Consider the following 12,462-nt stretch of genomic DNA (forward strand, 5'->3'; position numbering starts at 1 on the left):
TACCCATGCTGACGAAGGACGAGGTGGTCGAAGGGCTCGGCAGCCTTCCCGGCGTCCCTCCGGCCCAATCGTGAACGACGTGAGGCCAAAGTAATCTTTGACATCCGACCAGGAGTCAAAGTAGTCTTTGACATATGGACGTCAGCCACCCGAAGGCGATGCGAGCCCTCGCCCACCCGCTACGGCTAGACCTGCTGGAGCTGCTGACCAGCGGCCCGGCAACAGCCGCGCAATGCGGCCGGATTCTCGGAGTGCCGCAGGCGAACTGCTCGTTCCACCTGCGTCAGCTGGCCAAGTACGGCTTCGTCGAGGATGCCGGGCCGGGCGCGGACCGGCGCGAGCGGCAGTGGCGGGTGGCCGAGCAGCGTCCGCGCCTGCGCGTCGGCACCGGTGCCGACGCGGCCGTACGGCGCCAGTTCGAGCGGGTCGTGGTGGAACGTGAGGCGCGGGCGATTCTCGACTACACCGACCGCCGCGAGGACGAGGCGGCCGAGTGGCGCGAGGCCGCCAGCATCATGACCGGCCTGGTCGCCATGGCCCCGGAAGACGTCAAGCAGCTCAGACACGAGTGGTACGCGCTCCTACAGCGGTACGCCGCCAAGTTCCCCGCCGATGCCACCTCACTGCCGCCCGAGCATCGACGGGTGCGGATTTTCATGGCGGCGACGCCGCTACCCACCACCACACCGGATGAACCCACCACCGTTGGAGAAGACGATGACAACCTCGACCGCTGAGCAGACGACGTACGCCGCCGACCTGATCGATTTCACCGCCGGGGCACCGGTGGCCGGCTCGCTGGACGTCGCCTGGATCCACGGCGTGCCGTCGAAGCGAAGCGCCCCGGAGGCGCCCATCCAGGTCCATTGGTACGACGAGCACACCGCGATCCTGCGCCAGAGCAAGGCCGTCAACTACGAGGCGCCGTTCCTCTACCTGCTGTTCGGCAACGGACGGGCGCTGCTGCTGGACACCGGAGCCACCGCCAACCCGCAGCTGTTCCCGCTGCGCGCCACCGTTGACGGGCTCATCGAGTCATGGCTGGCGGCGCATCCTCGCGACGGCTACGAACTGATCGTCGCGCACAGCCACAGCCACCATGACCACGTCGCGGCGGACCCACAGTTCGCCGACCGGCCCGCGACCACCGTGGTGGCCCGCGAGCTTGACGCGATGCAGTCGTTCTTCGGCTTCGACGAGCGGTGGCCCGTCCAGACGGTCACTCTGGACCTGGGCGGCCGCGTGCTGCGGGTGCTCGGCTCCCCTGGCCACCACGCGGCGTCGATCACCTTGTACGACCCGTGGACTGGCATCCTGCTCAGCGGGGACACGGTGCTGCCCGGCCGGATCTACGCCTTCGACTTCGCGGCATTCCGGGCCACCATCGACCGGCTGGTCGATTTCGCCACCGAGCATCCGGTGACCCACGTGCTCGGCTGCCATGTCGAGATGAAGCGCCGGCCGGGTCGGCTCTACCCGATCGGCACCGAATACCAGCCGGACGAGCGGCCTCTGCCGATGACCGTCACCCAGCTGATCGCGGTGCGCGATGCCGCCGAAGCGGTGGCCGGCAGGCCCGGCGTGCACCGCTTCGACGACTTCGTCATCTACCAGTCGCCGCGCAAGCGGCACATGATCGGGCTGCTGGCCCGGGGCCTGACCCACAAGGCGCTCGTGGCGATCACGCGACGCTAACTTGATCTTTAGCCTGTTGGGCGGTGGCATCGACCCCGGCTGATCATGGGGGACAGCCCTTGATCGATCATTCCTCTTGTCTAGGGAAGAAGATCGCAAACCAAGGGCTGTCTGGTGATCAGAGTGCACGATGCCGGAGCGTTCGACGCGGTCGGGCGGCTGGCCGCGTTCGGGCGCGAGTTCCACGCCTGTCTGACCGCTCGTGGGTACGCGTTCGGGAACGCTGTCCGCGGTCGGCGCGGCAGCCGATGTCAGACAGGGACGACGGTCCGCGGCGAGGCCGTTGCCGCCAGGCGGGTGCGCATCAGGATCGTGAGGCGGTTTGCGATCATCGTGGCCAGCGTGAGAAGCATGATCGAATCGGCGAACGCGTTGACGCTGATGTGATTGTTGATCAGGAACATGCCGAGGTCGCGGGTGAACCAGTGTTGGCAGCCGTAGATGAACACCTGTCGGGCGGCGGCGATGGCCACCCACGTCACGGCGTACGCGACCCCGGCGTCGGTCCACATCTGGCCGCGGTTATCCACGGTGACCCGCATGAACAGGCATGACAGGACGCCCAGCGAGGCACCGACCACGGCAGCTGAGATCTCGAGCAGCAGGCCGTTACCGGCCAGGTCCCAGCCGGGTGACACGAATGGCACGACCACTGCGGCGAGCAGTAGGGGCCGCAGCAACCCGAGCAGGGTCACTCGGCGGTGGCCCCAGTCCCGGGCCAGCAGGACGGCGACGATTGTCAGGTTGAGCAGGGTAAGTGCGGTCGACATGAGGCTGACCGTAGGTTGTGCGCCGGGTGTAGATCATCCACCCGCCGGTAGGAACCTTGGGTGGTAGTCAGGCAATGGATATTCGGTCACGACCACATGCAAAGGGAAGAAGCGGACCGCTACGAGCCGCGATGGCAGCCGGGCTGGCGTTCATTATCTGGGGCGAGACGGCGCACCCGGGCATCGTCGGCCTGCACGGCGCCCGGCTGGCAACCTCGATCGCGCTCGCCGTGGCCGCCGTGGGTTGGGTCGGCTGGGCCGTCGCCGGCCCGCGTGGGACCTCTCGGCCGCTGGCTGTGTTCGTCTGTTGGACCGGGCTGGCCGGCAGCGTCCTGCTGTTCGTGCACCCGGCTCCGGCCGTGTGCTGGTTCACCGTGTTCGCCTGCGTGGACGCCGGCGCCGCGCTGCCGGCAACGGTCGGTGTACCGCTGGTGGGCATGTGTTGCGCCATCCTGCTCGGCGGATATCTCAGCGGCCGGGGCGATGCGCTGGCGACGTTCGCGGCGGTCGCCTTCGTCGCGTACGTCGTGGGCAGCAACCGGCGCGCGGCAGCCCGCGCCGCGATGTTCGCGGAACGAGGCCGGATCGCGACCGAACTGCACGACATCCTCGGTCACTCGTTGACCGCCCTCTCCCTACAGGTCGAGGCCGCCTCGGCAGCGCTCGAGACGACCGGCGACACCGACCTGGCGCTCGCTCGGCTGACGAAGGCCGCCCGGCTGACCCGCAGCGGGCAGGAGGAGATCGTCGCCGCGGTGCGTACGCTGCGCCACGGAACCGTCGGCGTCCACGAACTGATCAAACAGCTCATCGACGCTTCCGGCCTGCCCGCGGACCTCACCGTGCGCGGCAGGCCGCGACCGCTGTCAGCTACCACCGGGATGGCGGTCTATCGTCTCGTCCAGGAGGCGTTGACCAACGCGGGGAAGCACGCGCCGGGGACCGAAGCGGCGGTCACCCTTTCCTACGAGCCGCAAACCCTGACGGTCACCGTCGCCAACCCGACCGTCGCCCGTCCCGAGGCGATCAGTGGTGGGCAGGGGCTGCACGTCATGCGGGAACGAATCAGGCAGGTCGGCGGAACCCTGGTCACCGGCGCCACGGGCAACCGCTGGCAGATTGAAGGCCGGGTGCCGGCGTGACGATTCGGGTTGTGGTGGCCGACGACCAGACCGTCGTACGGGAGGGACTTGTCGCGCTCCTCGGGCTGTTCCCGGACATCGACGTGGTGGGCGAGGCCGCCGACGGATCCGCTGCGCTGGCGGCCGTGGCTCGTCACCGGCCCGACGTCGTCTTGCTCGACCTGCGTATGCCCGGTATGGACGGTATCGCCACGGCCGCCCAGCTCGCCGCCGACCATCCCGCCACGGCCGTCGTGATCCTCACCAGTTACACCGATGACGCCTCGGTCCTCGACGCTCTCGCCGCGGGCGCTCGCGGTTACCTCACCAAGAGCGCCGGGCGGGCAGAGATTCGACAGGCGGTCATCGCCGCCGCCCAGGGCTTGGCGCCGCTCGACCCGGCCGTGCAGGCTCGCCTGGTTGCCGCCGCTCGGCTCGGGCGCGTACCGGCCGAACTGCCCGACGGCCTCACCGCCCGCGAGGCCGAAGTCCTTGCGCTGATCGCAGCCGGCCTTACCAACCAGGCGGTCGCGGCCCGCTTGCAGATCGAGTCCAGCACGGTGAAGTCCCACATCAACCGGATCTTCAGCAAGATCGCAGCCGCCGACCGCGCCGCAGCGATCAGCTACGCCCGCCGCCACGGCCTGGCCCCCTAGCCTCGGTCTTTCATTTGGGCGCCCGCTCATAGCTGCTGTTCGATGAGGCTGTTTCGGGATTCGCGCACCAGTTCGCTGGCATGCTGACGGCCCGGCGCTGGGCCGGGTTCCTCCGTGTTGCTGCTCGGGGTGTGGGGTTGCTGGGTCAGCCGGTGGTCGCGGCCGGCGAGGCGGTTGAAGGCGCTGGTCAGCGCGTCGGCCCAGGGCCAGCTGGCGGCGATGGCGAGTCGGGTCCGGCGGGCGGTGCGGGTGAGGCGGGCGGCGATGTGTAGCAGCCGGTAACGCAGTTTTTTGGGTTCCGCGCGGGCGAGGTGACCGTCGAGGAACAGGGTTTGGGTCCAGGCAAGTAGGTCGATGCCGGTCAGCGCGAGTTGCAGTCAGGCCTGGTTGATCGCGAACACCCGGGACGGGAACCGTGCGGGTGCCGAAAACCTCATCCGCCCTGGTCGAAGCCATCTTGATCGTTGACGCGTGTGACCCCGATCCGAGGCAAACTGCGCCCACCGCGACGGTGATCTCTGTGGAGTGCCCTGCGAGGATGACTGGTTGTGATGCTGCGACTGGCCTACCTCGGTGTGACCAACGCCCTCGCCCTGCTGCGGCTGTTACCGATGAGCGATCGGGCCGAGGACGCCGAGATTCTTGCGCTGCGCCACCAGGTCATGGTTCTCGAGCGGCAGTTGCACGGCGATCGGGTCCGGTTCAGTGCCGCCGACCGGGCGTGGCTGGCCGCCCTGCTGCACCCGCTGCCACGAACCGTGCTGAACCACCTGCGGCTACTGGTGCGCCCGGAAACCGTGCTGCGCTGGCACCGCGATCTGATCACCCGCGGCACGCCCGACAACCCCGGCCCCGCAGGCCCGGACGGCCGCCGACGGTCCAATCGATCCGCACGCTGGTGCTCCGCCTGGCCTCGGAGAACACCGGCTGGGGATACCGGCGCATCCACGGCGAACTCCTCACCCCGGGCGTCAAGGTCGCCGCCTCCACAGTCTGGGAGATCCTGAAAGACGCCGAGATCGACCCGGCACCGGACCGGACGAGCACTACCCGGGCGACGTTCCTGCGCTCCCAGGCCAAGGGTTTGATCGCGGCGGACTTCTTCGAAACCGCGACGTTGACCGGCGCCCGGCTGTACGTGCTGGCCGTGATCGAGCACGCCACCCGCCGGATCAGGGTTCTCGGTGCCACCGCGCATCCGACCGCCGCCTGGGTGGCACAGGCGGCCCGGAACCTGGTCATGGATCTCAGGACACCGGCTGCCAGATCAGGTACCTGATCCGCGACCGCGACGGCAAGTACCTGGCCTTGTTCGACGCTGTTCTCGCCGATGCCGGTATCGCGGTGGTGCGCAGCGGGGTCCGAATGCCCCGTACGAACTCGGTCACGGAGCGGTGGATTCAGGCCAGCCGCCACAAACTCCTCGACCGGACCCTGACCTGGAATCAGGCCCATCTGCTGCAGGCCCCGCGTGAGTACAGCACCACCATAACGAGCACCGACCGCACCGGGGCATCGCCAACGCCCGGCCACTCGCGCTGTTGCCCGAACCGATCACCGACCCTGACCGACTCGCCCACCTGAACATCCACCGACATGACCGCCTCGGCGGACTCCTCCACGAATACGATCATGCCGCCTGACCAGCACGGATGGGATTTCCGACACCCGGACGGTTACAAGGATTATTGCAGAGACGCCAAGCGTGCTGGGCCTAGCGTAGTAGGCTGACGGGCATGGGTCGGTTCTCCGAGGATGGGCTGCATGCGGTTGTCTCCAGGTACGAGGCGACGCGTGCGGCCGCGTTGACCGAGCGGGACGAGCAGCTGCGGGCGTTTCACGCGGCCGGCTGGCGGCCGGTGGATCTGCAGCGGGTCACCGGGTACAGCCGGGAGACGATCCGTCAGGCGCTACGACCGGAAGTCCGGCGGGCGACCAACATCAGCCGGCGCAGGACGTCACCCCGGCCGCCGGCGGACTACCGGCCCTACGGTGACCGGAGGCCCTACCTGGTGGCCGAAACCCTTGCCGCACTGCACGGCCCGACCGAAGGCACGGTGACGCTTCCGCGTCATCTCGACTGGTCCGGGCACGCCGAGTACGACCTGAACCGGGCCGCGCGCCTGGCCAGCATGTACAAGGTGGTGCTCACCGAAGCCAGTACGGTCGAGGATCTGAACACCTGGCTCGATGCCGGCCTCCTCGGGCGGCTCTGGCCCACCCTCTGGCTGCCACCCCAGCTCCGCCAGCGCTGGGAGGAAGCCTTCCCCGAACTCGCCGCAACCCGCAACGACGCGGCATAACGGTGGACCCCTTCCACGAACGCCTCGCTCGCACCGGGCTCGGGGCGGCCATCGATACGGCTTCGCTCTGGCCGGCGGTTACGCGGTCCAGGCCGCCGGGCTCGTCGAGCGGCCCAGCGAGGACGTCGACCTGTTCACCGCCTGGGACCGCCGCGACGAGTTCACCGCCGCCGTCGCCGCCGTCGTGCACGCCTACCGAGACGACGGCCTCACCGTCGAGACCGAGCGGCAGTACGACACCTTCGCCCGGCCGGCCGTCACCGACGGTGTGCGGGTTTCCAAGGTTGAACTCGGCGTGGACTGGCGCGCCAACGAACCGATCCTCATGGCGATCGGACCGGTACTCCACCCCGACGACGCGGTCGCGAACAAGATGAGCGCCCTCTACGGGCGAGCGTTCGCCCGGGACTTCATCGACATCGACGCCACCCTCCGATCAGGCCGCTACACCCGCAAAGCGCTTCTCGCCCTCGCGCAGCGCGCCGACCGTGGTTTCGACCCGCGCGTCTTCGCCGACGCGCTCGGACAAGCCACCCTGCTCGATCCTGACGACTTCGCCCGCGCTCGGTTGCTCGGCTCGCGGCTCTGCTGCCACAGTCGAGATTATGGGTTCGAGTTTCACGGAGTTTCGTAGCTATGGCTTCTGGGCTCGCGACGGGCTCCTGGAAGTCTGGCTCCAAGCGCTCGCGGAAGTCGTGCCCACGCACGCACCCGCCTGGTTGCAGAACGCTCAACGACACTGGCAGGAACAGGCCCGCACCGGCTTCCAGGGCTCCATTGACGTCGGTCTCGACGCTCTCCTCACTTCACAAGACCGAGTCGGGGCCGCGTTCCGACTGATCGACCAAGCCCAGGAGCACCTAATCCGACTTGCCGGTCGGACCGGCAGCATCCCGGCGACGTGGCTCAACGAACGACGTATCGGCGGAAGCGATACTTGGACAGGTAGTCTCGATCTACAGCCCATCCGGCAGATCGCTAACGCGTTCGCCGCCCTGATTCATGGCGATCTTCGGACGACAGCCACCACCAGTCCAGTTCTGCCCAGGCCGGCAACTCAAGAACTCTGATCCCGCATGAACTGGCTCAGCGGGGTTGCGAAAAATAGGAGCGTCCGTAGGTACCAGCGCACCGCCAGGACGATCGTCTCGGGCGGAAACCGGAACCCAGCGAACGCCGACGGCGGCGGAGACCACGACCGGGACCGGGCACGTGATGACGACCTCACCGGTCCAGTCGACCACGCTGGTCAAGTCCATAATCGACCATGCGCTGAACGCAACAGAGCCGTCCTCCACGCCCCGGCTGCGGAGTTCGGTGAGTTAGCCGGTGCACTGCTTGGCGCCTTCCCCGCCGGTGCCGGCCCACATGCCGAGCACGTCACGTTCCCCGTCCAGACTGATGCCGATCACGACGTAGACGGGCGGTTCGCGACCTTGCGGGTGCCGAAAACATCATCCGCGCTGGTCAAGCGGCATTCTGGTACTCGTGGAGGGGTCTGCCGAGTCGATCGTGTCGGTGGACGTGTAGGCGTGTCAGTGTCGCGGGGGCGGTGATCGGTCCGGGTAGCGGATGTAGGGGTCGGCGTTGCCGATGCCGCGGTGCGGGCGGTGCCAGTTGTGGTGGCGTTCGTACTCGTGCAAGGCGTGTAGTAGGTGGGCTTGGTTCCAGATCACTACGCACGCCGTTCCTCTGACCTGGTGTTTCTTGCCCTAGACAAGCCAGAAACCTAGCCAGGGAACGGCGTGCGCCCGTAGCGACCTGCGCTACCCACTCACGGAAGTGTCAGAGGAGCCCAAAAAGGAGCGGGCTTGAGACAACCTTCCACATCACCGGCACGTGGAAGGAGCGTGACGGACCAATCCAAGCCACTCGCGACGGCGGACGCGTCGTACGTGGCATTCGTTGAGGTGGCCTGGCAGCGCCATATCCGGCTTGCCATGCTGCTGACCGGCGACCGGTGGCGGGCCGAGGAGTTACTTCAGGACAGCCTGGTCAAGATGTACGAGCGGTGGCGCAAGCTGTCACGGCTTGATGACGTGCATGCCTACCTCCGCCGCGCCATGGTCAACAACCATACGTCTATTTGGCGTAGGCGCCGACGAGAAAAGCTCGTGGCCGAGGTGCCCGACCGTGCAGCCCCGGGCGATGCCATGGACCACGATGCCGTCGCGCTACGCCGGGCGCTGCTGTCGCTGCCATCAAGACAGCGAGCGGTCGTGGTGCTTCGCTACTACGAGGACCTGCCCGAACGTGAGGTGGCCCAGGCACTGGGGTGCTCGATCGGCACGGTCAAGAGCCAGCACTCCAGGGCCATGGAAAAGCTCCGGCACTTCGTCAATCAGCCCGCCTATGCAGGAAACAGGTGAAGCTAGGATGAACAGTCTCGATCAGCGACTCGCCAACGGGTTGCACGGCATCGTCGACGGGGAGCCCGACTCCGCGCCCCCCGTGGGGTTGCTGCTGGAGCGGGGCCGGCAGGCGCGCCGCCGTCGGGCGAGCACCGTGGTGACCGCCACGTGCGCGGCGCTGGCGGTGGGCGCGCTCGGAGTGGCCTCGGTCGCCCAGATGCCGACGTCGCCCCGTCCCGGGGTCGCCGCGCAGGCATCGTCGCCGCAGCTGCAGTCGCCGCGCATGAAGCTGATGTCGGCGGCCGAAGCCAGCGCGAACATCAGTTACCGGATCCGGGTGAAGACGAACCTTCTCGCCGGCGAGGGCGCGTTCGACCCGCGGACCGACACCGGGTACTTCCGGGTGCCGCAGGACGACTCGGTCCAGACCGAGCTGCTGATCAACGGCATCAGGTACGAAGGCGGAGAGCGGCCGCTGGGCAAGCTGCCGGCGGACAAGGGCCCCGAGCACGAGACGTACGGCCGCTACGGCCAGTACCCGGGCAACTACGACCATCTGGACCTCGCCGGCGAGCTGGCCGGCCCTGTCCTGGGCGCCACGGCCCCCGAGCCGGCGGAGCTGCTCAAGGCGCTGCAGGAGGCAAACGCCACCACCACCGAGAACCCCGACGGCACACTGCACTTCGAGTTCGGCACGAAGTCCAAGGACGGCTCGTCCACCACGTCCGGTGACGTCACGCTCGATGCCGATGGCCGGATCGCCAAGGTGGCTTTCACCTTCACGTGGCAGTCGACGGCGAAGGGTCGGCTTGACACCGGCAAGGTGAGCGGGACGCTCGAACTGTCCGACTACGGCACCGACGTGAAGGTCAAGCGCCCGACCGACGTCGTCATGGCCAAGTAGGCCCATCCCGGGGACGACGCTGCCCTGGTCCTCCTCAATCCAGGTGAAGTGGCTGCCTGCGGCTGACCGAGCCGCGGGCAGCCCCTTTTCTGCACAGAGGAAGCTACTCCTCCGGGGTCGAAACTAGTGCCCTTCAGGCGCGACCTCGACGCATCAGTAGCGCGAATGCCATTTGGGACCTGCGTGGACACTGCCGAATGGGACAGGCGCAAGCCGGACGCCGCCAGACTCCGCAACTCTCCACAGAATCTGACCACGGATCAGAGGGCTCCGAGTCAGGGTTGTATCCCACGGGCAGGGGCAACGAGGCCCTGTCCACCGCGGCCCTCCCTCATGGTTAAACCATGACGAACACCGCTTAGCTAATCTCTAGCACGCAGCCACAGCAACCCCCTGCTGCGACCGGCACACAAGGGCAGAGAAAGAAAAGCCGCAGGTCATCAGCCTGCGGCCACGGGCGGAGCAGCGTGTTAGGAAACCGTTGCTCTATCCCCTGAGCTACGAGGGCGCGAGCGCCCAGTCCAGCGACCTGGGCGCTCACCTTGGGTGGCAGGGAGTGGCCCACTTCACCCACGTGAACCAGGCCCTGTTCTCCCAGCCCAGGACCACACCCCGAGCATGCGAACCCCGGTTTGCGACCGGCGGTCGGCTGCGTTGGCACCGGTTGCCCCGGGGTGGCATCCGGTGGACAGCACACACCACCGCGCACATCATCGAAGCTCAACGACGTTCCGAAATACCTACCGTAGGCGTCGCCACCGGAGAACCACGGAGCGCTCACCCGGGGGTCACTCGGACCCGCCGTGATTCCGACTGTGACGGTGCCCCGAGCGTCCGCACATGCCGAGAACAGCGCATCCGATCTTGGCCGGCCGTCGTGCGCGAGGGGGTGCGACTCCGGGCGCGTCTTTCAAACGTGAGACAGCTCGGCTGCTCCGTCGGCGCCCTTGGACATGGTCGACTGCCTGGCAGCTACGAGGAGTTGGTGGCAGCGAGGTAGGCCGCGTTCAGGCGCTCGCGAACGCTCGGTGATCGCGCTGGGGATTCGGAGCCAAGGTGCGAGTGGCGAAGCTCGTCCATGAACTCTTGCCAGAGCGGGGGGCCGCCTTGTTCGAGCAGCTCGGCGCGAACGCGCAGCGCGGAGCTCGCGGGCCGGTGGCGAAGTCCCCAGCTACCGAGCTGCGCGAACACGGGTACGAGTTGGATTGCGGGTTCGGTCAGGCTGTAGCGCGCCCGCTGGCCGGGTCGCGTGTCCTCACGGGTGAGCAGTCCCGACTCGACGAGTCGCTTGAGTCGGTCGGCGAGAATATTCGAGGCGATCCCCTCGATCGAGTTGGCCTGCAGCTCTCGGAAATAGCGGCGGTCTCCGAAGAGGATGTCGCGGAGGACGAGCAGGCTCCAGCGATCGCCGAACACCTCGATAGCGGCGTTGATCGGGCACCCCGACCGCGGCTCATACGCTTCACCCATAGTGCTTGCAATCTACCACCGCCAGGTATTACGGTCCCCGACAGGCGGTTGCAAACCACAAGCGGAGGGAGTACCCGTGCTGAGGCAAGTCGCCGAGGGTGTGCTGATCCACGAGAGCGAGTTCCTCCAGAGCAACGCCATTGTCGTGCACGGCCGCGCCGGCGTGTTGCTCATCGACCCCGGGGTGCAGGGCCACGAAATGGCCCGCCTCGCGAACGACCTGTCCGATTCGGGCCAGACCGTTGCGGCAGGCTTCTCGACGCATCCTCATTGGGATCACCTACTCTGGCACGCCCAGCTCGGCACGGCCCCTCGTTACGGCACGGCCCGCTGCGCGGCCACTGTCCGGGATCAGCTGTCCGACCCGGGTGCGAAGGCGCGCATCACCGCCCACCTGCTTCCGACTGGCATCGCCGAGCAGGTCCCGCTGGACCTGCTCGGCCAGATCACCGCTCTGCCCGCCGAGACGGCGCAGATTCCATGGGATGGCCCTCAAGTCCGGATCATCGAGCATCAAGCGCATGCTCCGGGCCATGCGGCGCTGTTCATCGAAGAGCGCGGGGTTCTCGTCGCCGGCGACATGCTCTCTGATGTCTTGATTCCGATGCTCGACCTGAACGACACCGCTGACCCGATCGAGGATTACCTCGCCGCGCTGCGGCTGCTCGATGACGTGGCGGGCGACGTCGATGTCCTCGTGCCCGGCCACGGGTCAGTCGGCGGAGCTGACGAGGTACACGCACGGATCGACCAGGATCGGGCGTACGTGCACGCCTTGCGTGACGCCCATGTTCCCAGCGACCCGCGGGTCGGCCCATCGGCTAAGCCCGGCTGGGAGTGGGTAAGCGATGTGCACAACGGGCAAGCCCAGCGCCTCGCCGGAAGGAGCGAGCGCGACACGACGTCCGGTTAGCGGTCGGCGTGCGGAACGGTGCCAAGATGGAGGACCCGTTGAGGCGGGCTTCCACCGCCGGCGGCCCTGCCCGGTCGGGCCGAGGCTCATGATCGCGAGGTAGACGCATTTGAGCGGGGCGGCCTCGTTGGGGAAGTGCCCGCGGGCGCGGACGGTGCGGCGGATACGGGCGTTGACGCTCCCAATGGCGTTGGTGGAGCAGATGACGCGGCGGTTCTCCGCGTCGAAGGCCGGGAAACGCGCTGGCCTGGCCACGGACTTCGGCGGGCGGAGATGGGC

12 protein-coding genes and 3 pseudogenes are annotated in these 12,462 nt (G+C 67.8%); 10 read left to right on the forward strand and 5 right to left on the reverse strand.

The genetic code is table 11. The annotated features are described in order from the left end of the window. Positions 1–134: 134 nt before the first annotated feature. Both ACL02O_RS31680 and ACL02O_RS31685 read left to right on the forward strand, forming a co-directional pair. The gene (locus tag ACL02O_RS31680; RefSeq protein ID WP_412821859.1) at positions 135–737 is read left to right on the forward strand and encodes a helix-turn-helix domain-containing protein; all 603 of its coding nucleotides are present in this window, start codon (positions 135–137) and stop codon (positions 735–737) included. Next, on the forward strand, positions 718–1,695 hold the full coding sequence (locus tag ACL02O_RS31685; RefSeq protein WP_412821860.1) for an MBL fold metallo-hydrolase: 978 nt from the start codon (positions 718–720) through the stop codon (positions 1,693–1,695). The genes ACL02O_RS31680 and ACL02O_RS31685 overlap by 20 nt, the downstream gene beginning before the upstream one ends. A gap of 251 nt (positions 1,696–1,946) precedes the next feature. On the opposite strand, the gene ACL02O_RS31690 is transcribed toward ACL02O_RS31685, so the two are convergent. After that, a complete protein-coding gene (locus tag ACL02O_RS31690) occupies positions 1,947–2,465 on the reverse strand; it encodes a hypothetical protein (protein WP_412821861.1) in 519 nt (172 codons plus the stop codon). Between the two features lie 131 nt (positions 2,466–2,596). Between ACL02O_RS31690 and ACL02O_RS31695 the strand changes: the two genes are divergently transcribed. Both ACL02O_RS31695 and ACL02O_RS31700 read left to right on the forward strand, forming a co-directional pair. Beyond that, positions 2,597–3,607: a sensor histidine kinase gene (locus ACL02O_RS31695; RefSeq protein ID WP_412821862.1), complete on the forward strand. Its 1,011-nt coding sequence runs from the start codon at positions 2,597–2,599 to the stop codon at positions 3,605–3,607. Positions 3,608–3,618: 11 nt separating this feature from the next. Beyond that, a complete protein-coding gene (locus ACL02O_RS31700; RefSeq protein ID WP_412821863.1) occupies positions 3,619–4,242 on the forward strand; it encodes a response regulator in 624 nt (207 codons plus the stop codon). 167 nt (positions 4,243–4,409) lie between these two features. Here ACL02O_RS31700 and ACL02O_RS31705 read toward each other — a convergent pair. Beyond that, positions 4,410–4,661, reverse strand: a pseudogene (locus tag ACL02O_RS31705) (transposase); the annotation flags it as partial. Positions 4,662–4,847: 186 nt separating this feature from the next. Continuing rightward, on the reverse strand, positions 4,848–5,012 hold the full coding sequence (locus tag ACL02O_RS31710) for a hypothetical protein (protein ID WP_412821864.1): 165 nt from the start codon (positions 5,010–5,012) through the stop codon (positions 4,848–4,850). Positions 5,013–5,140: 128 nt separating this feature from the next. Here ACL02O_RS31710 and ACL02O_RS31715 point away from each other — a divergent pair, with 128 nt between their 5' ends. From ACL02O_RS31715 to ACL02O_RS31735, 5 genes and pseudogenes are all read left to right on the forward strand, one after another. After that, a complete protein-coding gene (locus ACL02O_RS31715; protein ID WP_412821865.1) occupies positions 5,141–5,521 on the forward strand; it encodes a hypothetical protein in 381 nt (126 codons plus the stop codon). Between the two features lie 457 nt (positions 5,522–5,978). After that, positions 5,979–6,545, forward strand: coding sequence for a hypothetical protein (locus tag ACL02O_RS31720; RefSeq protein ID WP_412821866.1), 567 nt, complete (start codon positions 5,979–5,981; stop codon positions 6,543–6,545). A gap of 2 nt (positions 6,546–6,547) precedes the next feature. After that, positions 6,548–7,179 (forward strand): annotated as a pseudogene (locus ACL02O_RS31725) (nucleotidyl transferase AbiEii/AbiGii toxin family protein). Between the two features lie 1,216 nt (positions 7,180–8,395). After that, entirely contained in the window at positions 8,396–8,914 is a 519-nt protein-coding gene (locus ACL02O_RS31730; protein WP_412821867.1) for a SigE family RNA polymerase sigma factor, read from the forward strand. Positions 8,915–8,921: 7 nt separating this feature from the next. Further along, entirely contained in the window at positions 8,922–9,800 is an 879-nt protein-coding gene (locus ACL02O_RS31735; protein ID WP_412821868.1) for a hypothetical protein, read from the forward strand. 972 nt (positions 9,801–10,772) lie between these two features. Here ACL02O_RS31735 and ACL02O_RS31740 read toward each other — a convergent pair. Next, the gene (locus tag ACL02O_RS31740; protein ID WP_412821869.1) at positions 10,773–11,270 is read right to left on the reverse strand and encodes a winged helix-turn-helix transcriptional regulator; all 498 of its coding nucleotides are present in this window, start codon (positions 11,268–11,270) and stop codon (positions 10,773–10,775) included. A gap of 76 nt (positions 11,271–11,346) precedes the next feature. Here ACL02O_RS31740 and ACL02O_RS31745 point away from each other — a divergent pair, with 76 nt between their 5' ends. Continuing rightward, positions 11,347–12,183 carry an MBL fold metallo-hydrolase gene (locus tag ACL02O_RS31745; protein WP_412821870.1) on the forward strand — a complete coding sequence of 279 codons (837 nt, stop codon included), beginning with the start codon at positions 11,347–11,349 and terminating at the stop codon, positions 12,181–12,183. 42 nt (positions 12,184–12,225) lie between these two features. On the opposite strand, the pseudogene ACL02O_RS31750 reads toward ACL02O_RS31745, so the two are convergent. Then, positions 12,226–12,462: pseudogene (locus ACL02O_RS31750) on the reverse strand (transposase); the annotation flags it as partial.

The sequence above is a fragment of the Micromonospora mangrovicola genome (assembly GCF_047200535.1).
Classification (GTDB): Bacteria; Actinomycetota; Actinomycetes; order Mycobacteriales; family Micromonosporaceae; genus Micromonospora.

Bases quoted from the DNA above. Each gene is read 5' to 3' on its own strand.
- ACL02O_RS31735 (WP_412821868.1), top strand. From the start codon at position 8,922: ATGAACAGTCTCGATCAGCGACTCGCCAACGGGTTGCACGGCATCGTC.
- ACL02O_RS31740 (WP_412821869.1), bottom strand. From the start codon at position 11,270: ATGGGTGAAGCGTATGAGCCGCGGTCGGGGTGCCCGATCAACGCCGCT.
- ACL02O_RS31685 (WP_412821860.1), top strand. From the start codon at position 718: ATGACAACCTCGACCGCTGAGCAGACGACGTACGCCGCCGACCTGATC.
- ACL02O_RS31720 (WP_412821866.1), top strand. From the start codon at position 5,979: ATGGGTCGGTTCTCCGAGGATGGGCTGCATGCGGTTGTCTCCAGGTAC.
- ACL02O_RS31680 (WP_412821859.1), top strand. From the start codon at position 135: ATGGACGTCAGCCACCCGAAGGCGATGCGAGCCCTCGCCCACCCGCTA.
- ACL02O_RS31695 (WP_412821862.1), top strand. From the start codon at position 2,597: ATGGCAGCCGGGCTGGCGTTCATTATCTGGGGCGAGACGGCGCACCCG.
- ACL02O_RS31690 (WP_412821861.1), bottom strand. From the start codon at position 2,465: ATGTCGACCGCACTTACCCTGCTCAACCTGACAATCGTCGCCGTCCTG.